The 26,472-nt window shown below is 73.8% G+C and carries 25 protein-coding genes and 1 pseudogene; 12 read left to right on the plus strand and 14 right to left on the minus strand.

Features of this window, described 5'->3' with window-relative positions; translation table 11 throughout:
* Positions 1–104: 104 nt before the first annotated feature.
* Positions 105–1,499 (plus strand): glycoside hydrolase family 43 protein, encoded by a 1,395-nt coding sequence (locus tag ACFY2L_RS10215; RefSeq protein WP_390822017.1) that lies wholly within the window; start codon positions 105–107, stop codon positions 1,497–1,499.
* Positions 1,500–1,519: 20 nt separating this feature from the next.
* On the opposite strand, the gene ACFY2L_RS10220 is transcribed toward ACFY2L_RS10215, so the two are convergent.
* Together ACFY2L_RS10220 and ACFY2L_RS10225 are read right to left on the minus strand one after the other, a co-directional pair.
* Positions 1,520–3,598, minus strand: coding sequence for a TerD family protein (locus tag ACFY2L_RS10220; protein ID WP_390822018.1), 2,079 nt, complete (start codon positions 3,596–3,598; stop codon positions 1,520–1,522).
* Positions 3,599–3,687: 89 nt separating this feature from the next.
* Positions 3,688–4,278, minus strand: coding sequence for a TetR/AcrR family transcriptional regulator (locus ACFY2L_RS10225; protein WP_390822020.1), 591 nt, complete (start codon positions 4,276–4,278; stop codon positions 3,688–3,690).
* 155 nt (positions 4,279–4,433) lie between these two features.
* Between ACFY2L_RS10225 and ACFY2L_RS10230 the strand changes: the two genes are divergently transcribed.
* Positions 4,434–5,453: an aldo/keto reductase gene (locus ACFY2L_RS10230; protein ID WP_390822021.1), complete on the plus strand. Its 1,020-nt coding sequence runs from the start codon at positions 4,434–4,436 to the stop codon at positions 5,451–5,453.
* Positions 5,454–5,507: 54 nt separating this feature from the next.
* Positions 5,508–6,383: an LLM class flavin-dependent oxidoreductase gene (locus ACFY2L_RS10235; protein WP_390822022.1), complete on the plus strand. Its 876-nt coding sequence runs from the start codon at positions 5,508–5,510 to the stop codon at positions 6,381–6,383.
* Between the two features lie 603 nt (positions 6,384–6,986).
* Here the strand turns inward: ACFY2L_RS10235 and ACFY2L_RS10240 are convergent.
* Entirely contained in the window at positions 6,987–7,556 is a 570-nt protein-coding gene (locus tag ACFY2L_RS10240; RefSeq protein WP_390822023.1) for a hypothetical protein, read from the minus strand.
* 173 nt (positions 7,557–7,729) lie between these two features.
* Between ACFY2L_RS10240 and ACFY2L_RS10245 the strand changes: the two genes are divergently transcribed.
* On the plus strand, positions 7,730–8,401 hold the full coding sequence (locus tag ACFY2L_RS10245) for a formylglycine-generating enzyme family protein (protein ID WP_390822024.1): 672 nt from the start codon (positions 7,730–7,732) through the stop codon (positions 8,399–8,401).
* A gap of 150 nt (positions 8,402–8,551) precedes the next feature.
* Here the strand turns inward: ACFY2L_RS10245 and ACFY2L_RS10250 are convergent, their stop codons facing one another.
* From ACFY2L_RS10250 to ACFY2L_RS10265, 4 genes are all read right to left on the minus strand, one after another.
* A complete protein-coding gene (locus ACFY2L_RS10250; protein ID WP_390822025.1) occupies positions 8,552–9,661 on the minus strand; it encodes a helix-turn-helix domain-containing protein in 1,110 nt (369 codons plus the stop codon).
* Positions 9,662–9,764: 103 nt separating this feature from the next.
* The gene (locus tag ACFY2L_RS10255) at positions 9,765–10,739 is read right to left on the minus strand and encodes an alpha/beta hydrolase (protein ID WP_390656470.1); all 975 of its coding nucleotides are present in this window, start codon (positions 10,737–10,739) and stop codon (positions 9,765–9,767) included.
* Between the two features lie 425 nt (positions 10,740–11,164).
* Positions 11,165–12,175 carry an FkbM family methyltransferase gene (locus ACFY2L_RS10260; RefSeq protein WP_390656471.1) on the minus strand — a complete coding sequence of 337 codons (1,011 nt, stop codon included), beginning with the start codon at positions 12,173–12,175 and terminating at the stop codon, positions 11,165–11,167.
* 178 nt (positions 12,176–12,353) lie between these two features.
* On the minus strand, positions 12,354–12,914 hold the full coding sequence (locus tag ACFY2L_RS10265; protein ID WP_390656472.1) for an NADPH-dependent FMN reductase: 561 nt from the start codon (positions 12,912–12,914) through the stop codon (positions 12,354–12,356).
* 117 nt (positions 12,915–13,031) lie between these two features.
* Between ACFY2L_RS10265 and ACFY2L_RS10270 the strand changes: the two genes are divergently transcribed.
* The 3 genes from ACFY2L_RS10270 (at position 13,032) to ACFY2L_RS10280 (ending at position 16,403) form a co-directional block, all read left to right on the plus strand.
* Entirely contained in the window at positions 13,032–13,685 is a 654-nt protein-coding gene (locus tag ACFY2L_RS10270; RefSeq protein WP_390656473.1) for a TetR/AcrR family transcriptional regulator, read from the plus strand.
* A gap of 112 nt (positions 13,686–13,797) precedes the next feature.
* Entirely contained in the window at positions 13,798–14,847 is a 1,050-nt protein-coding gene (locus ACFY2L_RS10275) for a LacI family DNA-binding transcriptional regulator (RefSeq protein ID WP_390656474.1), read from the plus strand.
* A 110-nt stretch (positions 14,848–14,957) separates the two neighbouring features.
* Positions 14,958–16,403 carry an aldehyde dehydrogenase family protein gene (locus tag ACFY2L_RS10280; protein WP_390822026.1) on the plus strand — a complete coding sequence of 482 codons (1,446 nt, stop codon included), beginning with the start codon at positions 14,958–14,960 and terminating at the stop codon, positions 16,401–16,403.
* Between the two features lie 73 nt (positions 16,404–16,476).
* On the opposite strand, the gene trxA is transcribed toward ACFY2L_RS10280, so the two are convergent.
* Positions 16,477–16,857: a thioredoxin gene (trxA, locus tag ACFY2L_RS10285; RefSeq protein ID WP_390656476.1), complete on the minus strand. Its 381-nt coding sequence runs from the start codon at positions 16,855–16,857 to the stop codon at positions 16,477–16,479.
* Positions 16,858–17,000: 143 nt separating this feature from the next.
* Here trxA and ACFY2L_RS10290 point away from each other — a divergent pair, with 143 nt between their 5' ends.
* Entirely contained in the window at positions 17,001–18,419 is a 1,419-nt protein-coding gene (locus ACFY2L_RS10290; RefSeq protein ID WP_390822027.1) for a dihydrolipoyl dehydrogenase family protein, read from the plus strand.
* Positions 18,420–18,826: 407 nt separating this feature from the next.
* On the opposite strand, the gene ACFY2L_RS10295 is transcribed toward ACFY2L_RS10290, so the two are convergent.
* Positions 18,827–19,474, minus strand: a complete 648-nt coding sequence (locus ACFY2L_RS10295) for a peptide deformylase (RefSeq protein WP_390822028.1) — start codon at positions 19,472–19,474, stop codon at positions 18,827–18,829.
* A gap of 132 nt (positions 19,475–19,606) precedes the next feature.
* On the opposite strand from ACFY2L_RS10295, the gene ACFY2L_RS10300 reads away from it, so the two are divergent.
* Entirely contained in the window at positions 19,607–21,010 is a 1,404-nt protein-coding gene (locus tag ACFY2L_RS10300) for a PepSY-associated TM helix domain-containing protein (RefSeq protein ID WP_390656479.1), read from the plus strand.
* Between the two features lie 100 nt (positions 21,011–21,110).
* Here the strand turns inward: ACFY2L_RS10300 and ACFY2L_RS10305 are convergent, their stop codons facing one another.
* Together ACFY2L_RS10305 and ACFY2L_RS10310 are read right to left on the minus strand one after the other, a co-directional pair.
* Entirely contained in the window at positions 21,111–21,488 is a 378-nt protein-coding gene (locus ACFY2L_RS10305; protein ID WP_390656480.1) for a tetratricopeptide repeat protein, read from the minus strand.
* Positions 21,489–21,536: 48 nt separating this feature from the next.
* On the minus strand, positions 21,537–22,019 hold the full coding sequence (locus ACFY2L_RS10310) for a MarR family winged helix-turn-helix transcriptional regulator (protein WP_390656481.1): 483 nt from the start codon (positions 22,017–22,019) through the stop codon (positions 21,537–21,539).
* A 139-nt stretch (positions 22,020–22,158) separates the two neighbouring features.
* On the opposite strand from ACFY2L_RS10310, the gene ACFY2L_RS10315 reads away from it, so the two are divergent.
* Positions 22,159–22,878, plus strand: a complete 720-nt coding sequence (locus ACFY2L_RS10315; RefSeq protein ID WP_390822029.1) for a DinB family protein — start codon at positions 22,159–22,161, stop codon at positions 22,876–22,878.
* A gap of 69 nt (positions 22,879–22,947) precedes the next feature.
* On the opposite strand, the pseudogene ACFY2L_RS10320 reads toward ACFY2L_RS10315, so the two are convergent.
* The 3 genes and pseudogenes from ACFY2L_RS10320 to ACFY2L_RS10330 form a co-directional block, all read right to left on the minus strand.
* Positions 22,948–23,313 (minus strand): annotated as a pseudogene (locus ACFY2L_RS10320) (amidohydrolase family protein); the annotation flags it as partial.
* A 214-nt stretch (positions 23,314–23,527) separates the two neighbouring features.
* Complete coding sequence (locus ACFY2L_RS10325; RefSeq protein WP_390822030.1) at positions 23,528–24,091, minus strand: rhodanese-like domain-containing protein; 564 nt, start codon at positions 24,089–24,091, stop codon at positions 23,528–23,530.
* A gap of 102 nt (positions 24,092–24,193) precedes the next feature.
* On the minus strand, positions 24,194–25,435 hold the full coding sequence (locus ACFY2L_RS10330; protein WP_390822031.1) for an FAD-dependent oxidoreductase: 1,242 nt from the start codon (positions 25,433–25,435) through the stop codon (positions 24,194–24,196).
* 249 nt (positions 25,436–25,684) lie between these two features.
* Here ACFY2L_RS10330 and ACFY2L_RS10335 point away from each other — a divergent pair, with 249 nt between their 5' ends.
* Positions 25,685–26,221, plus strand: a complete 537-nt coding sequence (locus tag ACFY2L_RS10335) for a DUF2231 domain-containing protein (protein WP_390656485.1) — start codon at positions 25,685–25,687, stop codon at positions 26,219–26,221.
* Positions 26,199–26,459: a hypothetical protein gene (locus ACFY2L_RS10340; protein ID WP_390656486.1), complete on the plus strand. Its 261-nt coding sequence runs from the start codon at positions 26,199–26,201 to the stop codon at positions 26,457–26,459. The genes ACFY2L_RS10335 and ACFY2L_RS10340 overlap by 23 nt, the downstream gene beginning before the upstream one ends.
* Positions 26,460–26,472 lie beyond the last annotated feature (13 nt).

Consider the following 26,472-nt stretch of genomic DNA (forward strand, 5'->3'; position numbering starts at 1 on the left):
GCGCAAAGCATTGACGTGCCCCTGCCTCACCCCTACCTTCTGATCGACTTTCCGAACCTTGTTCGGTATGTCGGACCACTGAGCCGCAGTGAAGAGAGCCGACCATGACCTCACCCCGCCCCGCCGACTCCCCCTCCCGCCGTGCCCTGCTGCGTGCGATGGCCGTCCTGCCCGCCTCGGCGCTCGTCCTCGGCGAGCTGCCCGGTCTGCTCGGCACCGCCCTCGCCGCCGCCCCGCCCAGCGGCTCCGCCACCCGCTACACCATCGTGCCGTTCCTCAACAGCAACGACGGCACGGTGAACGTCTACCAGTCCGACGACGCCACCGACTTCCGGCTGGTGCAGTCCTCCGCGTACACCCCGCCCGCGGGCCGCATCCGGGACGCGAGCATCTTCAAGCACACCAACGGCTACTACTACCTGACCTACACCACGCACACCTGGCAGGACGTCAGCGCCACGATCGGCTTCGCCCGCAGCTCCGACCGGGTCAACTGGACGTTCCTGTACGACTACACGGTCCCGATCACCAACCTCTCCCGGGCCTGGGCGCCGGAGTGGTTCGTCGACAGCGACGGCAGTGTCAACGTCATCGTGTCCTGCTCGCTGACCAGCGACGAGTGGATCTTCACGCCGTATCTGCTGAAGGCCACCAACTCCTCCCTGACCGCCTGGAGTTCACCGGTCGCCCTGTCCGGCATCGGGGCGAACCACATCGACACGTTCATCGTGAAGATCGGCTCGACCTACCACGCCTTCACCAAGAACGAGACGGCCAAGTACATCGAGTACGCCACCGCGACCAGCCTCACCGGCCCCTACACGATCTCCAGGACCGGCGACTGGGCCGGCTGGGGCAGCTACCGCGAGGGCCCGGCCCTGGTCCAGCTCGACAACGGTGCCTGGCGGATCTTCTTCGACGGCTACGGCGACGGCAACTACTACTACAGCGACAGCTACGACACCTTCGCCACCTGGAGCGCGCCCAAGGCCCTGCCGGCCATCTCGGGCACCGCCCGCCACTTCACCGTCGTCAAGGAGACGGTGTCCGGCGGCGTGAGCATCACGAAGAACGCCACCCGCTCCTTCCAGTCGGCCAACTACACCACGCGGTACTGGCAGGAGCAGTCCTCGCTGCTCAACCTGCCGGTGGTCACCGGCTCCAGCACCACCGCGGAGAAGCAGGCGTCCACCTTCACGGTCGTGGCGGGACTCGCCGACGCGAACGCCTACTCCTTCCGGGACGCCGCCGGCAACTACCTGCGCCACTACTCCTTCCGCGGCCGCTTCGACGCGAACGACGGCACGGCGACCTTCGCCAAGGACGCCACCTTCGTCGCCCGCACGGGCACGACGAGCGGCTCGGTGCGCTTCGAGTCGTACAACTATCCGGGCTACTACCTGCGGCACTACAACTACCAGCTGCGCGTGGAGCAGTCGGACGGGACGGACCTGTTCCGGCAGGACAGCTCGTTCACGCCGGTGACGGCCTGGGCCTGACGGCCCGTACGCCGGACGGGTCAGCCGGCGACGTCGACGCCGTAGCCGCGGGCCAGGGCGTCCAGGCCGTGGTCGTAGCCCTGGCCGACGGCCCGCAGGCGCCAGCGCGGGCCGCGGCGGTAGATCTCCGCCAGGAGCAGGGTGCGTTCGGTGGTGGCGGCGTCCAGGGTGGCCTGGACCAGGGGCGCCGCGCTGGTGCCGGGGCCGGCGCTGATCTGGATGGCGCCGACGTCGCCGAAGGTGGACGTGCCGTCGATGGCTGCCGCGACGACGACCTTGCGGGCCGAGGGCGGCAGCGTGGCCAGAGCGATGCCGACGGTCTGCTCGGTGGGCCCGTCGCTGTGGAGCCGTACCGTCCCGCCGGGGTTCTCCGGAGCGCCGTAGAAGACGAAGTCCTCGTCGAAGGCGACCTGGTCGTCCTCGTCCACCACGAAGGCGACGACGTCGATCTCGCACACCGTCTGCGCCGCCCAGGAGGCGGTGACCGTCCACCGGGCGGTCGCCGCCGGTCCGTCCGGGTACGGCAGGTCGACGACCCCGCCCCGCGGCAGGACGTGGGTGGCCGTGCGGGGCTCCCCGGCGTCCGGCCGGTGTGCCACCACCGGCGCGTCGAGCCATTGCGGAGCGCGGGTGGGCAGCGCGAGCGTGATGATCCGGCACATGCGGCGGTCGCTGTCGCCGCCCGCCAGCAGGACGACGTCGGTGACGCTCGCGGACAGGTTGATCGCGGCCGCCCCGCCGAGCTCGACGACCCGGGCGCGGGCGGCGACGGCTTCGGGATGCGTGCCGCCGAGAACGAGGACCCGCCGGCCGGTCAGCGGCCCGCCCGGCCTCGCGGGGCGCCGGGTCGGTGCCGGTGAGGGGAGGGGCGCGGTCGGCTCGGTCCGCGACCCGGGCCGGGGGGCGGGTGCGGACGGCGCGGCGGGTGCCGACGAGGCGGCGGGTGCGGAAGGTCGGGGTGCCGGCTCCGGGGGTGCGGACGCCGGCAGGGGCGCCGACTCGGGCAGGGGTGCGGGCGGTTCGGGCCGCGGTTCCGGGCGTCCGGCCGGGGCGGGCTGGGCGGAGTCGGCCGGGGCCGGCTTCCGGGGGGCCGGTACGGCCTCCAGGGAGGACGCCGGTACGGCTTCCGGTGGGGACGGGGGAGCCGGGGCCGGGGCCGGAGCGGGGGCCGAACCCTCGTGGGGGGTTCCCGGGCGTACGTCGTCCAGCAGGCGCAGGAAGCTGTGCTCGTCGACGACGGGCACGCCCTCGGCCAGGGCGCGGCGGACCTTGGCGGTGCCGGAGGCGGGGTCGTTGGCGACCAGCACACTCGTGTGCCGGCTGACCGAGGTCACCGTGTTCAGCCCCGCGGCGGCGGCCCGTGCCACCAGCTCGGCCCGCGCGGTCCGGGTCTCCCCGGTGACGGCGACCTTCATGCCCTGCACCAGCGCACCGCCCGCCGCGAGCCGGCCGGGGTTGACGAACGGGCAGGCGGTCTTCGCCGGTCTGGGCGCGAACCGCGGGTCCTGCCGGGGCGGACAGGCCACGAGCGGCAGCGGGAGATCGAGCCGCCCGGCCTCCCGCAGGGACGCGCGCAGCACCCCGGCCAGGACGCGTGTGTCGTCGAGCGCGTCATGCGCCTTGGTCCGCGGGACGCCGTAGTGCGCCGCGAGCGTGCCGAGCCTGAGGTCGTCGACGGGCGGATCGACCCGCCGGTTCAGCGCGAGCGTGCACAGCCGCTGGGAGACCGGCAGCCACAGCCCCGCCCGCGCGAACTCGTGCGCGAGGAAGTCGTAGTCGAACTGCGCGTTGTGCGCGACCATCACCCGGTCCTGCAGCATCGCGCCGATCTGCCCGGCCACCTGGTCGAACGTGGGCGCCCCGTGCAGCCGTTGCGCCGTCAGCCCGTGCACATGCACCGGTCCCGGATCGCAGCCGGGGTTCAGCAGGGTGGAGAACTCCCCGGTCTGCTCCCCGTCCGGACCGAGCGTCACCACCGCCACGGACAGCACCCGGTCGCGGCGCGGCGTCAGCCCGGACGTCTCCACGTCCACCAGCGCCCAGTCGACGGCGTAGCCGCGCAGGTCGGACAGGTCCGGGACGGGGGCCGTGAGAGACATGAGGGCAGGATGATGGACATAGTCCCTTCCTTCAACCCGGATGCCTCTTCATCCCCGTTCCTCCCCGGGGCAGTTGGGCCGGCCGGTGGTCATTCCGGCCGGCACAGTCCCGCGACCAGGAGCTCGATCAGCCGACGTGCGTCGTAGCGGGGATCGTTCTCCGCGCCGATGCAGAGGTTCCCGACGCCGCGCATGAGCGCGTAGGCGGGGATGCCGGAGCGGATCTCGCCGGCGGCGGCCGCGGCGTCGAGCAGCTCGCCGCACACGGGCACGAGCCGGTCGAGGAAGTAGGTGTGCAGGGTCTCGAAGCCGGCGTTGTCGGACTGCAGCACGGCGGCGAGTCCGTGCTTGGTGACCAGGAAGTCGGCGAAGAGGCCGATCCACTGCCCCAGTGCGGCATAGGGGGTCGGGGCGCTCGCCAGCAGGGCCGGTCCGGCCTCGGCGCAGGCTTCGACCTGGTGCCGGTACACGGCGATGACGAGGTCCGCCCGGGTCGGGAAGTGGCGGTAGATCGTGGCCGTGCCGACGCCGGCCCTGGCCGCGATGTCGCGCACCGGCGCCTCCACGCCCGACGCGACGAAGACCGCGGCGGCCGCCTCCAGCAGGGCCTCCTTGTTGCGCCGGGCGTCCGCCCTCCTGGGGCGTGCCGCCTGCCCCGCGCCACTGTCGCCGTCGTTCACCGCGCGTTCCCTCCCTGACAGGTTTGATAAACGGGACACTGTTCCGTATCGTCGAAACGGGACGTCGTTCCGTTTGCTCATGATGGCAGAGCTGCGGGCCGTCGGCCAAGTCGTGCCATGTCGCCACGCCTCATCCGCAATGGAGGAACACGGTCATGCAGTACCGCACCTTGGGCCGCACCGGTGTGCAGGTCAGCTCCCTCGCGCTCGGCGCGATGAACTTCGGCAGGATCGGGCGGACCACCCAGGACGAGGTCACCGCCCTCGTCGACACCGCCCTCGAGGCGGGGATCAACCTCATCGACACCGCCGACATGTACGGCGACGGCGAATCGGAGGAGATGGTCGGCAAGGCCGTCGCCGGCCGCCGTGACGACATCGTGCTGACCACCAAGGCGGGCATGCCGATGGGGCGGGAGCGCAACCACCGGGGCGGCTCGCGCCGCTGGCTGGTCACCGCGCTGGACGACAGTCTGCGCCGGCTCGGCGTCGACCACGTCGACCTCTACCAGATCCACCGATGGGACCCGAGCACCGACGACGAGGAGACCCTCTCGGCGCTGACCGATCTGCAACGCGCCGGAAAGATACGCTACTTCGGCTCCTCGACGTTCCCCGCCCATCGCATCGTGCAGGCCCAGTGGGCCTCCCGCGAGCACCACCTCGGCCGTTACGTCACCGAACAGCCCAGCTACTCCGTCCTGCAGCGGGGCGTCGAGGCCCATGTGCTGCCCGTGACCGAGCAGTACGGGCTCGGTGTGCTGGTGTGGAGCCCGCTGGCCTCGGGCTGGCTGTCGGGCGCGGTCCGCGCGGGCCGGGAGGTCACCACCCACCGCTCGGCGTTCATGCCGGAGCGCTTCGACCTCACCGTCCCCGCCAACCGGGCCAGGCTGGACGCCGTCGAGCGGCTGGCCGAGGTCGCCGACCAGGCGGGTCTGACGATGATCCAGCTCGCGCTGGGATTCGTGACCGCCCACCCCGCCGTGACCGGCGCGCTCATCGGCCCCCGCACGCTCGACCACCTGCACGCGCAGCTCGCCGCCGCCGACACCGTGCTCTCCGCCGACGTCCTGGACGCGATCGACGCCGTCGTCGCCCCCGGCACCGACCTGGCCGCGCACGAGAAGCACGACACCCCGCCCGCGCTGCTCGACACCTCGCTGCGCCGGCGCTGACCGCTGGCAGCGCGGTCCGCACGACCACCCCTCGCCGAAAGGAGCGGCCGCTCCATGTCCCACCCGCCCCAGCCCAGTTTCGGGATCATGACCGCGCCCATGCAGGTCGACCACCACGACGTCCTGCGGGTCTGGCGCGACGCGGACGCGATCCCGGAGATCGAGCACGCATGGCTGTTCGATCACCTCATGCCGATCGGGGGCGACCCGGACGGACCGGCCTACGAGGGCTGGACGCTGCTCTCGGCGCTCGCCGCCCGGACCCGGCGACTGCGGCTCGGCGTCATGGTGACGAGCAACCGCTTCCGGCCGCCCGCGATGCTGGCCAAGATCGCCACGACCGTCGACGTCGTCTCCGGCGGACGGCTCGACTTCGGCATCGGCGTCGGCTCGCGCCCCGGCCTTCCGGCGGCCCGCCGTGAGTACGCGGCACACGGCCTGCCCTTCACCGGCACCGCGGAGGCCGTGGAGAGCCTCGCCGAAGCCTGCACGGTGATCCGGCGGCTATGGACCGAGGAGGCGCCGTTCGACTTCCACGGCACCCACGTCCGGCTCACCGGAGCGTTCGGCAACCCCAAGCCGGTCCAGCGGCCCCACCCGCCGATCCTGATCGGCGGACGCTCGTCCGCGACGCTGCGCGTGGTCGCCGAGCACGCCGACCTGTGGAACTTCCCGGGCGGCGACCTCGACGAGGCCGTCCGCCGCGGCGCACTGCTGGACCGCCACTGCGCCGAGATCGGCCGCGACCCCGCCTCGATCACCCGCTCGATCCCCCTGCCCGTCTCCTACGACCGGCCCGGCGACACCCGCCGCGCGATCGGCGCGGCCCTCGACGCGGGATTCCCGCACATCGTCCTCGGGCTCCCGGCGCCCTACCCCGCCGGGGTCGCGCAGTGGGTCGCCGAGGAGCTCATCGGCGCGTGGACCTAGCGGGGCCGGGCCGGTACCGGCTGCGCGGCGGCGAGGGGAGCCGGGCGGGTCACCCCGCGCTTCGGCCTCCACGCGAGGACACCGTCACGCCGTACGGTCGGCCCGGTGCCCGGCAACGGGCACTTCACCCCGGCCGGCGTGGAGCACTCGCCGGGACCGGCCGAACGGCGTGCGGGCTGAGCGCGGTGCGGGCGAGGAGGAGGGGGCGGACGACCGGTCGTCGCGGGTGCCGGTCGCCATCGCGGGTGCCGGCCGGTCGCCGTGGCCGCCTGTTCCGGGCGCCGGGAGCGGTGGGGGCGGCGGGGGCGCACGCGGGGGATGCGCGCCGTGTGTTCCCAGGGGGCGCGCCGGGTGTTCGCCGGGGTTGCGCACAGCGCGTCCGCAGGGGATGTGTGCTGGTCATGCGCGGACTCCGCACCTCCCGGGTGTCCGGGAGCCGCCCCTCGCGGCCCGTCCCGGCAGCGGCCATCGCCCCCCCGGAGCCGCCACCGCGTGATCAGCCGCGCTCGCGCAGCTTCCGCCGTCCGCCGGCCGGTTGCCGGCGTCGGCCGCGACCACGGCACCGTCGCCGCCGGCCGGGACACCGTGCCGCAGGATCCGTCGCTACTGCCGCAGCAGGTAGTGCGTCAGCAGTGACTCGGCCCGGTCCGGGGTCAGGCCCAGGGCCGTGCCGATCCGGTCCCATGGCACCTCGTCCTCCTGGATCGCGTACGCCGCCTCCTGCGCGATGTCGGCGGTGAGGCGCTGGAGGGCGGTGGCGGCCCGGAGGGCGGCGACCGGGGCCTGATCGGCCAGGGCGGCCAGTTGGTCCTCCAACGCGTGCATCAGGTAGGTGAGTTCGTCGGGAAGGGGCACGGTACGGCGTTCCACGCCTCGGATGTGCTCACTCCAGTCGCGATAGGCGTCGCCGGTGTCCGGGTCGGGCCGGCGGCCGTCCGTCAACTCCTGCCAGTCGATCGGATACGGCTCGCCCCGCCAGCCGCACGCGCACGCCGCGCGGAAGGCGGCGGCCCTCGGGCGGCCCGACCGGCCGTCGTACGCCCACCATTCACCGGTCTCCGCACCGCTGTCGGTGCCGCTGCCGAAGTCCAGGTACACCGGCTTGGGTTCGTCACCCCCGGCGAGAACCGCGCCCGCGATCCCCTCGTGGGACTCCCCGAACTGCTCGGTCATCCACCCCACGGATCTTCCCCCCTGTGTCGGGTCGGTAGGTCCGAGTTCCCTCGAACACCCTGCGGGGCGCCGTACGGTGACGAGTGCCCCGGGAGCGAGCATGCCCCGGGCCGCCCGCCCGCGAACGGTGCTTTCCCCGGCGCCCGGGGCGCGCGGGTGAGATCATCTTCACCATGGACAGGGGACCGCAGCACCGGATGACCGCCGTGCCGCCGGGGGAGGTGACGCTGTCGGACCGGCGTACGCGCCGCTCCTGGACCGTGCAGGTGGCGGGCTGCCTGCTCGGGGCCCACCCCGTCACCCGGGACCTGTACGCGCACGTCACCGGTGCGCCGGAGGACGCCGGCGGGGAGGGCCGGCTGCCCGTGGCGGACGTGTCCTGGTGGGACGCGGTGCGCTTCTGCAACGCCCTGTCCCTGCGCGCCGGTTGCACCCCCGTGTACGACCTGCGGCCCGACGGCGAGACCGTCGTCCAGGACACCGAGGCGGACGGATACCGGCTGCCCACCGAGGCGGAGTGGGAACACGCCTGCCGGGCCGGCACCGATGGCCCGCGCTACGGCCCGCTGGACGACATCGCCTGGTACCGCGAGAACTCCGGCGACCGGATCCACGAGACCGGCGCCAGACTCCCCAACGCCTGGGGCCTGTACGACATGCTCGGCAACGTCTGGGAGTGGTGCTGGGACGTCTACGACGCGGAGGTCTACGGCTCCTACCGCGTTCTGCGGGGCGGCGGCTGGTTCGACGAGCACTGGAGCTGCCGCGCCTCCGTACGGCGTCGTAGCCACCCGACGTTCCGGGTGGACGACGTGGGGTTCCGGCTCGCGCGGAACGCGGGATGAACCGCGTACGCCGTAACGGCCGGAGCGCGGGGGCGGCAGCGGCTCGTACGGCCGGCCGAGCCCAAGTCGTACGCGCGCTGGAGGCGGGCCCCGGGGGGGCGGGTGCTGAAGGCGGGCCCGCGGGAGGGGCTGGTCCTCGGCGGGACCGTCCTACGGCCGTGCCAGTCGCCGCATCGTGAGGGCGAGGTGGAGCCGCAGCCGGCCCTGGGGGGTGCGCACCGGCCAGCCCAGCAGGTGTTCGGCGTGGACCAGCCGGTCCTGGAGCGTGGAGTGGTGCACGTTGGCCTCGGCGGCGGCCGCCCGCAGGCTCGCCGTCGCGGTGACGGCGTACAGCGTGGTGAGCAGCCAGGGCGCGTCCGCGGCGGCGGCCTCCACGGCCTGGACGTCCGGTGGCGGCTCCGCGCCCGGCGCGACGAGGTCGGCCAGCAGGGCGATCCCGCCGAGTTCGTCGGCGTGCACCACCCGGGGGCCGGGGTCCTGCGCGGTGCCCTCGGCGGTGAACCGCAGCGCGGTGCGGGCGGCGTTCCAGGAGCTCGGCAGGCCGAGCACGGGGACGGCGGGACCGACACCGGTCCGCACGGCGGTCCGCACGCCGGGCGGCTCGGCGGGCCCCTCCGGGACCGTGTGCGCCCGCCCGCCCGGCGTGGCCGGCGCGGGGAGGCGCGCCGGGCGATCGACGCCGTTCCGGCCCGCGGATCCGGCGGCGCCGTGCTCCTCCCCGGTCGCCGGGACGATCCGGGGCCGTCCGCCCGGGGTGGCGAGGGCGCGGGCGGTGGCCGACGGGTCGAGGCCGAGGCGGCGGGCCGCGTGCAGGCGGGCCGGTTCGGGGGCCGTGGCGTCCAGCAGTGTCTCGACCAGAGCGGGATCGTCGAGCGGGGCCCGTCCGCGCGTACGGTCGAGCACGAGGCGCGCGGCTCCGGCGGCCCGCTCCAGGATCACCGCGTCGACCACGCTGGGCGCCGCACCCGAGCGTTCCAGCCACAGGGCGGGCGCCCCGTCCGGGGTCAGCGCGGCGGACGGCCACTCCGGTTCCGGCGGCAGGTCCGAGTCCCGGCGGGTGCCGTCGGCCTCGACCCGGACCCGCACCCGCCGGTCGGCGTCGACGAGCCGCGCGGGCACCCCGGCCAGGACGGCGGCCCCGCGCACCAGCGCCTCCACCCCGGCCCGGGCCTCGGCCAGCCGGTCGAAGTAGGCGATGACCCGTACGGCGGCACCGGCATCCGGATCGAGCGCGGTCAGGCGCCCGGCCAGCTCTTTCATACGGCCATGATGCGGCACGCGTCCGCCGGTGAGGAGAGCCGGGCGCCGCCCGTCCCGCCGGCGGTGCCCGGCGCCTGTGCCGGAGACCCCGGGGCGAGGCGGGTCACTCGGCGAGCAGCCTGCGCAGCCAGTCCATGTGGGCCGCCCGCGCCGACCTGGACAGCGCGGCCTGCGGGGCGAACCCGTCGAAGCCGTGGAAGCCGCCCGGCCAGACGTGCAGCTCGGCGATCCCGCCCGCCTGCCAGATCCGGGAGGCGTAGGCGACGGCCTCGTCCCGGAAGGTCTCGGCGGAGCCGACGTCGAGGAAGGCCGGGGGCAGCCCGGACAGGTCCTCGGCGCGGGCCGGCGCCGCGTACGGGGAGACGTCCGGGCCGCCGCGCTGCTCGCCGAGCAGCGCGCCCCAGCCGGTCTCGTTGGCCGTGCGGTCCCAGACGCCGAGGCCCGCCATCTGGTGTGCGGAGACGGTGTCGTTGCGGTCGTCCAGCATCGGGCACATCAGCAGCTGGCCGATCGGCCGCGGGCCGCCCCGGTCGCGCAGCAGCAGGGCGAGCGCCGCGGTGAGGCCGCCGCCCGCGCTGGCCCCGGCGATCACGATCCGCTCCGGGTCCCCGCCCAGCTCCTTGGCGTGCTCCGCCGTCCACAGCAGACCGGCGTACACGTCCTCGACCGGGGCCGGGTGCGGGTGCTCCGGCGCCAGCCGGTACTCCACCGACACCACGACCATGTCCAGCTCGCGCGCCCAGTCCAGGGCCACGTCGACGCCGACCCGGTTGTTGCCGATGACCATGCCGCCGCCGTGCACGTGATAGACGACCGGACGCGGCCGGTCGGAGGCCGGCGAGGCCGGGCGGCAGATCAGCAGCGAGATGTCGGGAGCGCCCTGCGGACCCGGCACCGCCCGGTCCTCTGCCTCGAAGGCACCGCCCGCCGTCAGGTCCAGGTCGGTCAGCAGCGCGAGGCCCGGCCCCTGACGGACGGCCTCGATGTCCTCCGGGGCCATCCCGGGCTGGACCACGTCCTTGATCAGCTCCAGTGCGGCGGCGAGTTCGGGATCGAACGGCGGCGGAACGGGCGTCATGGCTTCTCCTCACACGGAATCGCGACTCGTGCGGCCATGATCCGCGCAGCCCGGGCCCGCGGGAGCACCGCCGTCCGGCGGAACCTCCCCGCCGTCCGGCGGGTGGCGCCGCGCCGGGAGCACGCTCCCTCATGCGCTGCCTCGCTCGCGCGGGAGCCCCACGACGCCGCACGGCCGTCCTTCGGGCGACGACGGGAAGGTGACGACCGGGCCCAGGTCGTGTCCGCACAGTCCCGCCTGCCTCGCGACGCCCGGCACGTGCTCTCCCCGCACCGGGCGAAAGCCCGGGTACACCCGGTACGAGGCCGTCCGCCCGGCACGCCGGGAGCACGCTCCCCCACGCTCGGCTTCGCTCGCGCGGGAGGGCCCCCACGACGCCGCGAGGCCCGCCCTGCGGGCGAACGGCGGGACTTCGCGGACACGACCTAGGAAGCCTGCTCGGGTGCCGCCTCCGCGCGCATCATCACGCAGTCGAACTCGATCACGCGGCCCGTGGTCGCCTCGCGGGTCACCGGGTACATCCCGGTGATGCCGAAGCCCTCCGCCTCGTACACGGCGACGGCCTCGCCCATCCCGGGGCTGCCCTCGTACAGCCGCAGACAGGCGACCTCGGACTGCAGGCCCACGAACTCCTCGACGCGCTTGCCGGCCCCGGCGAACACCTCCAGGTCGTAGCCCTGGGTGTCCATCTTCAGATACGGGACGGGGTCGGCGAGGCCGTCCAGCGCCTCGTCCATCACCTCGTCGAGGCGGCGGATGCGGATCTCCTCGGTGTCGGACTTCTTGAACCGGCTGTAGCGCCCCTTGCCGTAGTCGCTCGGCGGCAGCAGGGAGTTCATCGTCATCCAGCTCTTGTGGATCTCGGCGGTCGTCTCCTCGCGGCCCAGTCCGCACTGGAAGACCAGCCAGTCGGGGTCGTTCTCGGCGGCCTTCGCCAGCCGGGCGAACGTCTCGGACGTGGGCTCGAAGGACACGATGCGGCCGGTGTAGCCCGCCTTGCGCAGCCGCTTCGCGTACTGGCCGGTGTTGGCGCCGACGTCGAAGACGCAGTTCACGCCGTACAGCCCGAGCATGGCGGTGACATGCTGGACGCACAGGTACTCGGCAGCCGAAAGCTGCAGCTTGCGCTCGTCCTGGTGCTCCGGGTCCTCGATGAGCAGCATGGCGCCGGTGTCCCCGAGCGGCACGACACCCTTCTCGGCGACCTCGGTCCGGGCACCGCCCCGCGTCCGCCGCAGGATCCAGGTGTCCTTGTCCACGCCGGTCACCCGGTAGGGGCCGCCGCTCCGGGAGAGCACCTTGGTCCCCTGGCCCACGTCGGTCACCTCGTACGGGCCGCCGCGCCGGGACACCACCGCCGCCCCCGGGCCGAGGTCGGTCACCTGAAGGCCGATACGGGGCATCAGGCCGAGCAGTCGTCGATAAAGGGTCTGCATCTCTCAAGCCTTATCAGACCGGGTGGGCGGCGGTCTGCGGGTTGAACGACTTTCGACACTCGTTACCCGCGGGAAACGAGGGGCCGGGCCGTCCGGCGGGCGGCACGACGGCAGGGGGCCGCGGCAGTCGTGCCGCGGCCCCCTCGTGACGTACCGGACGCCGGGGACGTGCCCGAGGTCAGGCGGCGAGCTCGCCCGCCTGGCCGTGCAGCCGGGCCACGACCTCGGTCAGCTGGGCGGCGACCTCGGCGTCGTCGACCGGGTGGGTCTCGGCGAAGCGGGTCAGGGAGCCCGGGATGGAGAGCTTGAGGTCCTCGATGACCTTGCCGCCGGCGATGCCCACGGCCTTGCGGGCCTCGTCCTGCGCCCACACGCCGCCGAACTGGCCGAAGGCGGTGCCGACCACGGCGACGGGCTTGCCGCCGAAGGCGCCGGCGCCGTACGGGCGGGACAGCCAGTCGATGGCGTTCTTCAGGACGGCGGGGATGGTGCCGTTGTACTCGGGGGAGAAGAGCAGGAAGGCGTCGGAGGCCTGGGCGGCCTCGCGCAGCTTGACGGCGGCGGCCGGGACGCTGCCCTCGACGTCGATGTCCTCGTTGTAGAAGGGGATGTCGGCCAGGCCCTCGAAGAGCTCGACCTCGGCGCCCTCCGGAGCGACCTTGACGGCCGCCTCGGCGAGCTGGCGGTTGGTGGAACCGGCGCGAAGGCTGCCGACGAGCGCAAGGATGCGGACAGACATGGGTACTCCCAAGGGCTGAAACATTGCGTTTACGATCCGGACCGGGGTCCGTTTAATGTTCTAGCACCCTAACCGGACCGCGGTCCAGTTTCATTCCCCGTGCTTTACGCTGAGTTCATGTCCAGCGTTCTGCCCCCGTGTCCGGAGCCCGAGGAGAGGATCGGCGAGCCCCAGCAGCTGCTGCGGCTCGGGCCCGACGGCGGCGAGCCGTGCCTGCGTGCCGACGCCGCCCGCAACCGCGCCCGGCTGCTGGACGCCGCCGCCCGGCTGATCGCCGAACACGGCGCCGCCGGGGTGACCATGGAGGCGGTGGCGGCCGCGGCGAACGTGGGCAAGGGGACGGTCTTCCGCCGCTTCGGCGACCGCACCGGCCTGCTGACCGCTCTCCTGGACCACTCCGAGCAGAAGATGCAGGCCGCCTTCCTGAGCGGCCCCCCGCCGCTCGGGCCGGGCGCACCGCCCGTGGAACGGCTGCGGGCGTTCGGTACGGCCATGCTGAGGCGCTGCGTCGACGAGATGGACCTGCTGCTGGCGGCCGAACCGGGTCCGGAGCGCCGCTACGCGGTGCCCGCCCGCCGCGTCCACCACAGTCACCTCGTGCTGCTGCTGCGTCAGGTGCTGCCGGACGCGGACCACGACCTGCTCGCCCACACGCTGATGGGCTACCTCAACCCGGGCCTGGTGCACCATCTCACCCGGCAGTGCGGGGCGCCGCTCGAGCGTCTGGAGCGGGGCTGGAGCGACCTGGTCGACCGGGTGACGGGCGCCTGACGGCGGGGCGTGAACGGCCCCGCTGGTCAGAGGGCCCGACCGTCTGGTATGTTGACGGCTCATCAATCTTGGGCGTCCCCCGCGCGTACCGCGGGTCACAGCTTCTGCCAAGATGCCGTACGTCATGGTGCAGATACCCAACACGCCCGCGCCGACGAAGTCGCCGGCGCCGCGCTCCGTGCCCACGAGCGCCGACGTGGCCCGTCTGGCCGGCGTCTCACGCGCGACCGTCTCCTACGTCCTGAACAACACCAGCGCCGTACGCATCAGCGAACCCACCCGGCGCCGCGTCCACGAGGCCGCGAAGGAACTCGGCTACGTGCCGCACGCGGCCGCCCGCAGTCTGCGCGCCGGACACAGCCGTATGGTCCTGATGCCCACGCTGCCCGTCCCGGCGGGACCGCTCTACAGCCAGTTCGTGCACGAGTTCCAGGGCGGACTCAGCCGCCTCGACTACACCGTCGTGCAGTACGGGGCCACCGGTCTGCGCGGCGACGACGCCGCCCGGGCCTGGGCCGAACTGCGGCCCGTGGCCGTGCTCGTGCCCACCCCCGGCATCGGTCCGGAGGGTGTCGCCGTCCTCAAACGGTCCGGGGCCCGGGCCGTGGTGACCCTCAGCCCCGAGGCCGTCGAGGGCGCCCACGCGCTGCTGCTGGACCACGCCGACGTCGGCCGCAGCGCCGCCGGCCACCTGTACGCCCGCGGCAGACGGCACATCGGCGTCGTCGTGCCCGAGGAGTCCGGCCTGGAGATCTTCTCCGCGCCCCGCCTCGCGGGCGCCCGCGAGGCCCTGCAGGGCACCGACGCCACCGTCACCGAACTGCCCCTCGCCTACACCGAGCGGTCCGCGGCCGCCCTCGCCGCCCGCTGGAGCGAACTCGGCCTGGACGCCGTCTTCGCCTACAACGACGAATACGCGATGCTGCTGATGCGGGCCCTGCAGGACGCGGGGGTGCGCGTCCCCGCGGACACGGCCGTCATCGGCGCAGACGACCTGATGCTCGGCCGGCTGCTGCGGCCCCGGCTCAGCACCGTCCGCATCGCGCTGCCCTCCGGCCGCGACCTCGCCTCGCTGGTCGACCGCGCGGTGCGCAATCCGGGCGCCGAGCCCGAGTCGCACGACCTGTTCGGAGCAACTGTCGTGCGACGCGACTCCAGTTGACCCGGGGAGGCTGCGTCGGACAGGACTAGGATGTTGCATGCTCAACCAGATGGGACCGCCGGCCCCCTGCGCGCCGCGCGTCCCGCGGGTCACCGATCGGAGAGCCATCCATGCCGCTGCTCGACCCCCAGACCTGGCAGACCTCGTCGTCCCGCGCCCTGACCGGCGGGCAGCACACCGTCACCGAACCCGCCACCGGCGACGCGCTCGGCACGGTCACCCTGGCCGCCGCCGAGGACGTGGCCCCGGCCGCCGAGGCAGCCCGGGCCGCCCAGACCGAGTGGGCCCGCCTGCCCCACTTCGTCCGCGCCGGCGTGCTGCGCAAGGCCGGTGACCTGTTCACGGCGCACGCCGGTGAACTGCGCGAGTGGATCGTCCGTGAGTCCGGCTCCATCGCCGGCAAGGCCGACTTCGAACTGCACGTCGCCGCCCAGGAGTGCTACGAGGCCGCCGCCCTCGCCTCCCGTCCGGCCGGCCAGGTCCTGCCCAGCGAGGCGCCCCGGCTGTCGTACACCCGGCGGGTGCCCGTCGGTGTGGTCGGCGTGATCTCCCCGTTCAACGCCCCGCTGATCCTGTCCATCCGCTCGGTGGCGCCCGCCCTCGCGCTCGGCAACGCGGTCGTGCTCAAGCCGGACCCCCGCACGGCGGTCTGCGGCGGCCTCTCCCTGGCCGCGGTCCTCGCCGAGGCCGGACTGCCCGAGGGCCTGCTGCACGTGCTGCCCGGCGGTGCCGAGACGGGCGCCGCCCTGGTCGCCGACCCGCGCGTGCCGGTGATCTCCTTCACCGGCTCCACCGCCGCGGGTCGCGCGGTCGGCGAGGCCGCCGGACGCCACCTCAAGCGCGCCCACCTGGAACTGGGCGGCAACTCCGCCCTGATCGTGCTGGAGGACGCCGACCTCGACGCCGTGATCTCCACGGCCGCCTGGGGCTCGTTCTTCCACCAGGGCCAGATCTGCATGACGACCGGCCGTCACCTGGTCCACGCCTCGCTCTACGAGGAGTACGTCGAACGGCTCGCGGCCAAGGCGGACTCCCTGGCCGTCGGCGACCCGCACCGCGCGCAGGTCCATCTCGGCCCGCTCATCGACGGCGGCCAGCTCGGCAAGGTGCACGGCCTGGTGGAGGCCAGCACGGCGGGCGGCGCGAAACTCGCCGCGGGCGGCACGCACGAGAACCTCTTCTACCGGCCGACCGTCCTCGCGGGCGTGGACGACGCCACGCCCGCGTACGCGGAGGAGGTCTTCGGGCCGGTGGCCCCCGTACGGCCTTTCACCGGCCCCGACGAGGCCGCCGCGCTGGCCGCCCACAGCGCCTACGGGCTCTCCCTGGGCATCGTCACCCGGGACGCCGCCCGCGGCCTGGACCTCGCCGAACGCATCCCCACCGGCATCGTCCACATCAACGACCAGACGGTGAACGACGAGGCCGTGGCCCCCTTCGGAGGTGTCGCCGCCTCCGGCACCGGCGCCCGCTTCGGCGGCGAGGCCAACCTGGAGGCCTTCACCGACGTGCGCTGGACGACGGTGCGTGGCGACGTGGCGCCGTACCCCTTCTAGGGGGTGTTTCGAAAGTCCTGTGCGGGACTTTCGAAACACCCCCTAGATCCGGGCCACGCGCACCGGTCCGGGACTACTCGCCGGCGGACTCGGCCTGCTGGGCCTCGACGGCCTTGCGGACCTCGTCCATGTCCAGCTTGCGCGCCTGTCCGATCACGTCCGCGAGGGCGGGCTCGGGCAGGGCGCCGGGCTGGGCGAACACCGCCACCCGGTCGCGGACGATCATCAGGGTGGGGATGGACTGGATGCCGAAGGCCGCGGCCAGCTCCGGCTGCGCCTCGGTGTCCACCTTGCCGAAGACCAGGTCCGGGTTCTCCTCGGCGGCCTTCTCGTAGACCGGGGCGAACTGACGGCACGGCCCGCACCAGGACGCCCAGAAGTCGATCAGGACGAAGTCGTTGTCGGTGACCGTCTGGTCGAAGTTCTCCTTGGTGAGCTCCACGGTGCTGCTCATGACCTGAATCCTTCTTCCCGGTGCTTCCTGCCGGGCGGCTCCCGGCATGGGGTGAAGCCGTCCGCACAACACGGGCGGCCGGCCGCGTATTCCGCGCCCCTACCCGTGTGGCCACCCCGCACACCACCCACCAGACTGACCCCATGACGGAAACGGAAACCATCGCGTACGACGTCGTGGTGCTCGGGGCCGGGCCCGTGGGGGAGAACGTCGCCGACCGCACCCGCGCGGCCGGTCTCACCACCGCGGTCGTGGAGAGCGAACTGATCGGCGGCGAGTGCTCGTACTGGGCCTGCATGCCCAGCAAGGCCCTGCTACGACCGGTCATCGCCCGGGCCGACGCCCGCCGCCTGCCCGGCCTGCGCCAGGCGGTACAGGGCCCGCTGGACGCCGCGGCGATCTTCGCCCGCCGCAACTGGTACACCGGCGACTGGACGGACGACGGCCAGGCCGACTGGCTGCACGGCATCGGCGCCGACCTCTACCGCGGCCACGGCCGACTCGCCGGCCCCCGCACGGTGACGGTGGGGGACCGCACGCTCACCGCCCGCCAGGCCGTCGTCGTCTCCACCGGCACCCGCGCCGTCCTGCCCGATCTGCCGGGCCTCGCCGAGGTCAGGCCCTGGACGAGCCGCGAGGCGACCAGCGCCCAGGCCGTGCCCGGCCGGCTCGTCGTGGTCGGCGGGGGAGTCGTGGCCACCGAGATGGCCACCGCCTTTCAGGCCCTCGGCGCGCAGGTCACCATGCTGGTGCGCGGCAAGGGCCTGCTGAACCGGATGGAGCCCTTCGCGGGCGAACTCGTCGCCGAGGCGCTCAGCGAGGCCGGAGCGGACGTACGGACCGGCATCTCGGTGAAGTCGGTGACCCGCTCGGACGGCACCGTCGTGGTCGTCACCGGCGACGGCGACCGCGTCGAGGCCGACGAGATCCTCTTCGCCACCGGGCGGGCCCCGCGCACCGACGACATCGGCCTCGACACGGTCGGCCTGGAACCCGGCTCCTGGCTCACCGTCGACGACAGCCTGCGCGTCACCGGCACCGACTGGCTGTACGGGGTCGGCGACGTCAACCACCGTGCGCTGCTCACCCACCAGGGCAAGTACCAGGCCCGGATCGCGGGCGCCGCCATCGCCGCCCGCGCCGCCGGCAACCCCCTGGACCGGACCGAGCCGTGGAGCGCCCGGGCCGCGACGGCCGACCACGAATGCGTCCCCCAGGTCGTCTTCACCGACCCGGAGGCGGCCGCGGTCGGCCTGTCCCTCGCGGAGGCCGAACAGGCCGGGTACCGGGTGCGGGCCGTCGACGTCGACATGACGTCGGTGGCCGGGGCCGGCCTGTACGCCGAGGGCTACAAGGGCCGCGCCCGGATGGTCGTCGACCTGGACGAGGAGATCCTGCGCGGGGTCACCTTCGCCGGCCCGGGCGTCGGCGAACTCATCCACTCCGCGACCGTCGCCGTCGCCGGCCAGGTCCCGATCGCCCGCCTGTGGCACGCGGTCCCGTCCTACCCCACGATCAGCGAGGTCTGGCTACGGCTGCTGGAGGCCTACCGGGACAACTGACCCACCCCACCGGCCGACCGGCGCCCCTCGGCCGGGATACGGGCGGGGCGGGCGCCCCCGGGCGGACTGGTGTTCCTCGGCGGGGGGTGCGCGGGACGGGGCGCGTCGGGGCGTCCGGTGTTCCTCGGCCGATGTGCGCTGGGCGGGTGCCGCCGGGCGGGCTGGTGCTCCTCGGCCGTGACGTGTGTGGTCGCGACGCGGCGGGCGGGTTGCGGAGGCCGGGTGACCGGGGCGGCGGCTGCCATGGGCGCGTGGCTCGCGCCGGCCCGGTGCTGGTGCCGCGCGGCTGCTGGGTCACCGTGGAAAGGGGTCGGGCACGCCGGGAGCGCGGCCGCCGTGGTCGGGTGGGCCGGTGTGGGATGTGCTGCCGGGGGCGGAAGGGGGTGGGGTGTGGGCCTGTGGGCGGGTCAGCGCGGCAGTTCGAAACCCAGTGCCCGTGCCGCCTCCTCCGGGGTCGGCTGTGACCATCGCTCCAGGACGGCCTGGTTGGCGGCGAGCGAGCGTGGTTCGGCGCGGTCGAGGTAGAGGAGGCCGTCGAGGTGGTCCGTCTCGTGCTGGACGATGCGGGCGGGCCACCCGGCGAACACCTCGTCCAGCGCCCGCCCCTGCTCGTCCTCGCCCGTCAGGCGGACCTCGGCGGGGCGGGCCACCACCGCCTGGTAGCCGGGCACGCTCAGACAGCCCTCGAAGAACGCCGCACGGGCCGGACCGACGGGCTCGTACGACGGGTTGACCAGCACCCGGAACGGCTGCGGCACCCGGCCGCGGGCCACCCGCACCTCCTCCGGCACCGGTGCCGGGTCCTCGATCACCGCGATCCGCAGTTCCACGCCGACCTGCGGCGCGGCCAGGCCGACGCCGGGCGCCGCGTGCATGGTGACGCGCAGCGCCTCCACGAACCGGGCCAGCAGCGCCGGGCCGAGCTGTCCCTCGTAGCGCCCGGTGCCGCGCCGCAGGACCGGGTCGCCGGCCGCGACGATGGGCAACGGGCCGCCGGGGGCGAGGAGTTCCTCGATGTGGTCGACAAGGGGCGTGCGGGGAGGGGGAGCTGCCATCGGGCCAGCATGCCACGGCCGCAGGACGTGTGACGCAGGTCACTGGAAGTGGCGGGAACTCGGCCCCGACCCGGTCCGACTACTGGACCGTCACGGCTCCACACGTCCCCCTGACCCCGGAGAAGCCCGCCGATGTCCACCGCCCCCCCGACCACCACCCCGGACGAGGCCCCCGAGGCAGCCGCAGCGCCCGCCCCGAAGTCCCCCGGTCCATGGGCCCCGTTGCGCCCCCTGGTTCTGCGCCTGCACTTCTACGCGGGCGTGTTGGTCGCTCCGTTCCTGCTGGTCGCCGCCGTCACCGGTTTCCTGTACGCGGGCGCGTTCCAGGCCGAGAAGATCGTGTACGCGCACGAGATGACCGTCTCGGTCGGCGACGCCAGACTGCCGATCTCCGAACAGGTGGCCGCGGCGCGCAAGGCGCACCCCGAGGGCACGGTCGCGGCGGTCCGGCCCTCCCCGGAGGCCGACGCCAGCACCAGGGTGATGCTGTCCGGCGTGGAGGGAGTCGACCCCGAGCACACCCTCGCCGTGTTCGTCGACCCGTACACCGGCGAGGTGCGCGGCGCTCTGGAGCAGTACGGCTCGACCGGCGCGCTGCCGCTGCGCACCTGGGTCTCCGGCCTCCACCGCAACCTGCACCTCGGTGAAACCGGCCGCCTCTACAGCGAGTTCGCCGCGAGCTGGCTGTGGGTCATAGCCGCCGGCGGCATGGTGCTGTGGTTCTCCCGCCGCCGCGCCCTGCGCAAGGTCCGCGGCACCAGCGGCCGCCGCCGCACCCTCGGCCTGCACGGCACCGTCGGCGTCTGGGCCGCCGCCGGGTTCTTCTTCCTGTCCGCGACCGGTCTGACCTGGTCGGCCTACGCGGGCGCCCACATCGACGAGCTGCGCACCTCCCTCAAGCAGGCCACCCCGTCGATCTCGGCCACGGTGGGCGGCGGTGAGCACGCCGGCCACGACACGGCCTCCGGCGCGGGCGGTGACGGCGAGCACGGCGTCGGCCTCGACAGGATCCTGGCGGCCGCGCGGGCCGAGGGGCTGGGCGACCCGGTCGAGATCGTCCCGCCCGCCGACGCGACCTCCGCGTACGTCGTGAAGCAGGTGCAGCGCAGCTGGCCCGAGAAGCAGGACTCCGTCGCGATCGACCCGGCCACCGGCGAGGTCACCGACGTGCTGCGCTTCGACGACTTCCCGCTGCTCGCCAAGCTGACCCGCTGGGGCATCGACCTGCACACCGGCGTCCTGTTCGGCCTGGTCAACCAGATCGCGCTGATGCTGCTCGCGCTGTCCCTGATCCTGCTGATCGTGTGGGGGTACCGCATGTGGTGGCAGCGCGGCCGCGGCCGCGCCTTCGGCCGCCCGGTCCCGCGCGGCGCCTGGGCGAAGGTCCCGCCGTACGTCCTGGTCCCGCTGATGGCGGTGATCGCCGTGCTCGGCTACTTCGTCCCGCTGCTCGGCATCCCGCTCGCCGGGTTCTGGGCGCTGGACGTGGTCCTCGGGGAGATCGCGCACCGGCGGGGGCGGCCGACGGCGGCGTGAACCCGCACCGGCGGGTGGGGGCCGGCGAAGGCCCCGACGCGTGCGCACGGGAGCGGCCCGGCGGTGGAGTCCACCGCCGGGCCGCTGCCTTCCGTGCCGGTCAGTCCTGCGGGAAGTCCCCCGCCAGCGCCGAGGCGATCCGCAGATGCGGTCCCGCCTCCGCGTGCCGCCCCTGCCGCTCCAGGGTGCGGCCCAGCATCAGCCGGGCGTAGTGCTCCACCGGGTCGCTCTCGACGATCCGGCGCAACTCGGTCTCGGCGCGGCGCAGTTGGGCCGAGTGGTAGTAGGCGCGGGCCAGCAGCAGCCGGGGACCGGTCTGTTCCGGCACCTCCTCGACCAGCCCGACCAGCACCCGCGCAGCCGCGGTGTAGTCCCGCGCGTCGAAGAACAGCTGCGCGCGCTCCCAGCGCTCGGCCGGAGTGCCGTGGGAGTAGTACCCGGACTCCTGCGCCGTGTCGTACGCCGTGGTGTATGTCATGTCCACTCGTGACCTCCTCCGCGGCCGTCAACCGCGCCGGGCGGCCGCCTATTCCGCTGCCTTCCCCGGGGTCTCGGCGAGATCGAGCGGTACGTCGAGCAGGGCGGTGAGTTCGGCGGTGAACGCCTGGGTCCGGGCGCTGTCCAGGCCGCCGAGGGGCTCCAGCAGCCGTTCCAGCAGCCCCTGGACGACCTTGATCGCCCGCCGGCTGACGTCCTGGCCCTGCTCGGTGAGCGCGAGCTGCACCGCGCGCGGGTCCCGGGGGTCCCGGGTCCGCTCGATCAGGCCGCCGGCCTCCAGGGCGCGGGCCAGCTTCGAGACGTAGAGCGGCTCGAGGCCGGTGTGGTCCGCCAGCCGGCGCTGGCTGGGGCGTTCGCCCCGGAGCTGCATGCCGTACAGCGACGTCACCAGTGCGTACTGCGCGTGGGTGAGGCCGAGCGGGGCCACCGCCCGGTCGACCGCCACGCGCCACTTCGTCGACAGACGCCACACCAGGAAGCCGGGCGTGGCCTGCGCGGAACCCTTGCTCATGGCCGATACATTACATGGCTACCATGTCCATGGCTGCTTTCTCCGCCCACGAGGAAATCGGTCGCGCCCCGTGAGGCGAGCCGTTACCTTCCGCCTGGGCACCACGAGGTGCCCGACGTGAGGGCGAGGGGAACCCGGCATGCAGACCGAGGGCACACGGACGGACCGTCTGGGCCTCCTGCTCCAACAGTTCGACCAGGCCAGGGAGATGGCCGAGGTGCGGCTGACGGGTCTCGGCGACGAGGAGCACCTGTGGGAGCCGGTGCCCGGCTGCTGGTCGGTCCGGCGCAGGGGGGAGGCGACGACACCCAGGGCCTTCGGGCCGGGGGAGTGGGTGCTGGACCTGGGGGCCCCCGACATCCCGGCGAGCGAGTACGCCGAGGTCGCCCGGCAGGCCGCCGGGGGCATGACCGTCGACAGGATCGCCGAGGACTGGAGCGTGAGCGTCGAGCGGGTCGAGCAGGTCCTCGCCCACACCGGCACGCCGGAACCCGACACGACACCGGTCACGACCATCGCATGGCGGCTGGCGCACCTGCACTTCTGCTTCGCGGGCGGCTGGGAGTGGACCTTCGGCGCACGGCGGCAGGATCCGAAGCTGCTGGTCGACTTCACCCCCTCCGCCACCCTGGCGCTCGAGCGGTTCTGGACCGTGATCGACCGCTGGCGCGAGAGCGTCGGCGCCGTCACCGACGAACAGCTCGACACGGTCGGCTTCTCGCAGTACCCGTACGGCTCGGACCCCGACGACCCGTTCGTCGACGTGCTGTCGGGGGCCAACCTGGAGTTCATCCACCACATGGCCGAGATCGCGCTGCTCCGCGACCTGTGGCGGACCCGCTTCACCGCTTCCGGGTAGTCCGGGCGGGCCCGGGGAACCCCGTGGGCCGTCAGGCGTCGGGGGCCGCGTGGACGCGGCGGCCGGGTGGACGGGCCGGTTCCGGACCACCGCGTCGAGGGCCTGCCGGGTGGGGATCCCGCCCTCGAAGCTCTCCATGGACCAGCCGCCCCCGGTGATCCACTCCTTCTCGGGGTGGGCGTCGGCGTAGGCGCGGACGCGGCGGAGGTACACGCCCGCGTCGGTCGTTCCGGTCAGGTCGCACTCGCCGAGTTCCACTCCGCCCATCACCGCGTGGACATGGGCGTCCTGGAAGCCGGGCAGCAGCAACCGGCCACGCAGGTCGACCACTTCGGTGTGCGGTCCGGCGAGTTGCTTCACCTCGTCGTGTCCGACGGCGGTGACGCGTCCGTCGGTGACCGCCAGGCTGGTGGCCCGGGTGCGGGCGGAATCCATGGTGACGACAGCGCCTACCCGCAGGCGCTGGAGCTGTTCCTCGACGGCCTCGAAGCCGCCCTCGCCAGGAGTGTCCAGGCCTCCGGCTGGTGCGAGGCGCCCCCCGTGGTGTGAGGCGCCCTCTCAGGTGAGGCGCCCGCCTCGGGTGAGGCGGGCGGGACGTGACGCGCGGGACGTGTCCCACCTCCACAGATGACCCCGGGGGTACTCGGGCTCAGACGCCGGCCGGTGTGGGCAGGGTGAGCCAGGCGCCGTAGCCGCCGAGGAGGTCGGAGACGTCGGAGCGGTTCATGCGGCGCAGCAGGCCGGCGGCGACGGAGGAGCGGTGGCCGCCGGCGCAGTGGAGGACGAGGGGGCGGCCGGCCTGTTCCAGGTCGTCGGCCAGTGCCGGGAAGGCCAGTGCCGGAAGGCGCCTTCGGGCTCGCGCAGGTAACCGCCGACCTTGTCGAAGCCGATGCGGGCGAGCCGGGTGACGATCTCCTCCTCGCGGTCCTGGGGCGCGATGACGACGATGTCCTGTCCGGGGGCCCGACGACCATGCCGGCCTGTTCGGCGACGCGGCCGTCGGCGGGCACGTTGACGGAGCCGCGCAGGTGCCCGGCGGCCGCGTCGAACAGGCCGTGCGGCCGAGTCCGTCGGCGGTCACGCCGATCGAGGCGAGCAGGTCGGGGCGGCCGACGTCGCCCGACGTGGAAGTGGGTGTTGAGGACGGCTTCGATGGTGAAGCCGTGCGTCGCGGCGTCGGTGAGGTATTCGGTGTGGTCTCGCCGGCGATCATGTACGACGCCTGGGCTCGATGTCGGACGAGACGACGTGTCCGCCGGGGGTGAGGGAGGGGCGGGGGAGGCCGGCCCGGGTCGGGGGAGCCCGGGCCGGCCGGTCAGAGGCGGCCGGTGAGCATGCCGTGCCAGTACACCGGCGGCAGCCCGTACCGCTTGAACAGCCACATCGTGCGCCGCTCCTTGAAGGGGTCGAGCAGCGGGAAGGTGGGTGTGGGGTTCAGGTCGTAGTCGAACTCGGCGAGCAGCATCCGGTCGCGGGCGGTCACCAGCGGACAGGAGGTGTAGCCGTCGTAGCGGTGCGACGGGGGGCGGCCGTTCATGACGTCGAGCAGATTGCCGGCCACGACCGGGGCCTGCTTGCGCACGGCGGCCCCGGTCTTGGAGGTGGGCAGGTTCGCCACGTCCCCGACGGCGAAGACGCTCTCGTAGCGCGGGTGTTGGAGGGTGTGCCGGTCGGCGGCGATGAATCCCTGGGCGCTCGCGGGGTCGGCCAGCGGGCTCGCCTTGACCCAGTCGGGCGCGCTTTGCGGCGGCACGGCGTGCAGGAGGTCGTAGCCGATGGTCTCCTGTGTGCCGGTCGCGTGGTCGGTGACGATGATCTCGCGTGCGTCGCCGTCGACGGCGGTCATCTCCGAGCGCAGGCGCACCTCGATGCCGTAGCGGGCGGCCACCTGCTCCAGGACCTGTGACCAGGCGGGCACCTTGAACAGGGCCGCGTCGGGGATGACGAGAATGATCCGGATGTCACCGAGGACCTTCTGCCTGCGCCAGTGGTCGGCCGCCAGGTAGGCGATCTTCTGCGGGGCGCCGCCGCACTTCAGCGGGCTGGCGGGATGGGTGAAGACGGCGGTGCCGGAGCGCATCCCTCTGATCAGCTCCCAGGTGCGCGGGGCGTACTCGGGCGCGTAGTTGCTGCTCACCCTGTCGTGTCCGACGGCCTCGGCCAGGCCCGGCACACCGTCCCAGTCGAGTTGGAGACCGGGCGCCATGACCAGGTGCTCGTAGGGGAGTTCGGCACCGCCGGACAGGGTCACCAGGCGTTCCTCGGGGTCGACGGCCACGGCGCGGCCGCGCAGCCACCGCACCCCGTCGGGTATGACGGAACCCTGGCGGCGGCGCGTGGTGCGCAGGGGCGCCTGGCCGCCGCCGACGAGGGTCCACAGGGGCTGGTACCAGTGGGTGTCGGACGGTTCGATCAGGGTGATGTCGGTGACGCCGGCGCGCCGCAGGCGGGCGGCGACGCTGACGCCGGCGCTGCCGCCGCCGACGACGGCGACGCGGTGGCGGCCCGGGGCCGGCGCGAGCGGGCCGGGCGCCTCCTGCGGTGTCTGACGAGCCACTTGATTGCCTCCTCAATTACCCCAGGGGGTATCTTGGAGCGAGGCTACGGCTGCCGCGAGACGCGCGTCAAATACCCCAGGGGGTATTTGCCTCCCAGGCAAAACGCGGTCAACCCTCCCGCCGCCCAAGGGGCGGAGGGGTTCAGAAGAAGCTGAGAACTTCCTGTGCAAGGCTGACGCGCCCACCGGCCGGCACGGGCGACCGTGCGAGCGCCGATTCCTCAGTGCTGCCTTCTGAAGGAAGATTTGATGAGCCTCACCGTGGTCAACGGTCTGCCCGCACACATCCTGATCGTGCACTTCGTCATCGTGCTCGTCCCCCTGAGCGCGCTCGCGGTCGTGGCCGGCGCGTTGTGGCCGGGTGCCGCCAGACGGATGGGGATCGTGCTGCCCCTGCTGGCCCTGGTGGCGCTGGCGAGCGTCCCCCTGGCCGCGGAGGCCGGCGAGTGGCTGGAGGAGCACGTCGACAGCAACGCCCTGGTACGCCGGCACGCCGCACTCGGCGACGGGCTGCTTCCCTGGGCCGCGGGCCTCTTCGTGCTGGCGACGGTGATCTGGTGGACGACCCGCGGGCGGGCCGCGACGGAGGCGGCCCCCGGGAAGCGGTCCCGGTCCACCGGGTCGCGGTCCGCGACGGTCGTGCGCGTCGCGGCGGCGGTGCTGTCCCTCGTGGTGGCCACGGGTGCCGTCGTGGACGTGTACCGGATCGGCGACTCCGGAGCGAAGGCCGCCTGGCAGGACGGTTTCTCCGGGACCGCCACCGGTGACGGGGACGACAACGGCTGACGCGGCCGGCCCGGCCACCGCGGACACCGGTGTCGAGCGCGTCGACGGCGGTGACCCCGACGGCGGCGAGCCCGCCGATGGCCGGGCGTCCGGGGTGAAGGCCGTCGGAGGGGCCCCGCCGCACCGGGAACCCGGCTCCCCGCGCACCCTTGCCGGCTGGCGGCCGCGTCCGGCCACCGACTACGTTCGCAAGGAGGACACCCGGGTCGTGCCGCGCACCGAGGCCACCACCTGGTGACCGAGATCGTCCG

The sequence above is a fragment of the Streptomyces sp. NPDC001381 genome (assembly GCF_042895685.1).
In the GTDB taxonomy this organism is placed as follows: domain Bacteria; phylum Actinomycetota; class Actinomycetes; order Streptomycetales; family Streptomycetaceae; genus Streptomyces.

What these genes read in the sequence shown, in the direction of transcription:
- ACFY2L_RS10245 (WP_390822024.1), top strand. Translation starts at nt 7,730, where the DNA reads ATGGACAGGGGACCGCAGCACCGGATGACCGCCGTGCCGCCGGGGGAG.
- ACFY2L_RS10310 (WP_390656481.1), bottom strand. Translation starts at nt 22,019, where the DNA reads ATGAGCAAGGGTTCCGCGCAGGCCACGCCCGGCTTCCTGGTGTGGCGT.
- ACFY2L_RS10280 (WP_390822026.1), top strand. Translation starts at nt 14,958, where the DNA reads ATGCCGCTGCTCGACCCCCAGACCTGGCAGACCTCGTCGTCCCGCGCC.
- ACFY2L_RS10235 (WP_390822022.1), top strand. Translation starts at nt 5,508, where the DNA reads ATGTCCCACCCGCCCCAGCCCAGTTTCGGGATCATGACCGCGCCCATG.
- ACFY2L_RS10335 (WP_390656485.1), top strand. Translation starts at nt 25,685, where the DNA reads ATGAGCCTCACCGTGGTCAACGGTCTGCCCGCACACATCCTGATCGTG.
- ACFY2L_RS10255 (WP_390656470.1), bottom strand. Translation starts at nt 10,739, where the DNA reads ATGACGCCCGTTCCGCCGCCGTTCGATCCCGAACTCGCCGCCGCACTG.
- ACFY2L_RS10230 (WP_390822021.1), top strand. Translation starts at nt 4,434, where the DNA reads ATGCAGTACCGCACCTTGGGCCGCACCGGTGTGCAGGTCAGCTCCCTC.
- ACFY2L_RS10220 (WP_390822018.1), bottom strand. Translation starts at nt 3,598, where the DNA reads ATGTCTCTCACGGCCCCCGTCCCGGACCTGTCCGACCTGCGCGGCTAC.
- ACFY2L_RS10305 (WP_390656480.1), bottom strand. Translation starts at nt 21,488, where the DNA reads ATGACATACACCACGGCGTACGACACGGCGCAGGAGTCCGGGTACTAC.
- ACFY2L_RS10315 (WP_390822029.1), top strand. Translation starts at nt 22,159, where the DNA reads ATGCAGACCGAGGGCACACGGACGGACCGTCTGGGCCTCCTGCTCCAA.
- trxA (WP_390656476.1), bottom strand. Translation starts at nt 16,857, where the DNA reads ATGAGCAGCACCGTGGAGCTCACCAAGGAGAACTTCGACCAGACGGTC.
- ACFY2L_RS10240 (WP_390822023.1), bottom strand. Translation starts at nt 7,556, where the DNA reads ATGACCGAGCAGTTCGGGGAGTCCCACGAGGGGATCGCGGGCGCGGTT.
- ACFY2L_RS10260 (WP_390656471.1), bottom strand. Translation starts at nt 12,175, where the DNA reads ATGCAGACCCTTTATCGACGACTGCTCGGCCTGATGCCCCGTATCGGC.
- ACFY2L_RS10270 (WP_390656473.1), top strand. Translation starts at nt 13,032, where the DNA reads ATGTCCAGCGTTCTGCCCCCGTGTCCGGAGCCCGAGGAGAGGATCGGC.
- ACFY2L_RS10265 (WP_390656472.1), bottom strand. Translation starts at nt 12,914, where the DNA reads ATGTCTGTCCGCATCCTTGCGCTCGTCGGCAGCCTTCGCGCCGGTTCC.
- ACFY2L_RS10290 (WP_390822027.1), top strand. Translation starts at nt 17,001, where the DNA reads ATGACGGAAACGGAAACCATCGCGTACGACGTCGTGGTGCTCGGGGCC.
- ACFY2L_RS10275 (WP_390656474.1), top strand. Translation starts at nt 13,798, where the DNA reads ATGCCGTACGTCATGGTGCAGATACCCAACACGCCCGCGCCGACGAAG.
- ACFY2L_RS10295 (WP_390822028.1), bottom strand. Translation starts at nt 19,474, where the DNA reads ATGGCAGCTCCCCCTCCCCGCACGCCCCTTGTCGACCACATCGAGGAA.
- ACFY2L_RS10250 (WP_390822025.1), bottom strand. Translation starts at nt 9,661, where the DNA reads ATGAAAGAGCTGGCCGGGCGCCTGACCGCGCTCGATCCGGATGCCGGT.
- ACFY2L_RS10215 (WP_390822017.1), top strand. Translation starts at nt 105, where the DNA reads ATGACCTCACCCCGCCCCGCCGACTCCCCCTCCCGCCGTGCCCTGCTG.
- ACFY2L_RS10300 (WP_390656479.1), top strand. Translation starts at nt 19,607, where the DNA reads ATGTCCACCGCCCCCCCGACCACCACCCCGGACGAGGCCCCCGAGGCA.
- ACFY2L_RS10325 (WP_390822030.1), bottom strand. Translation starts at nt 24,091, where the DNA reads ATGATCGCCGGCGAGACCACACCGAATACCTCACCGACGCCGCGACGC.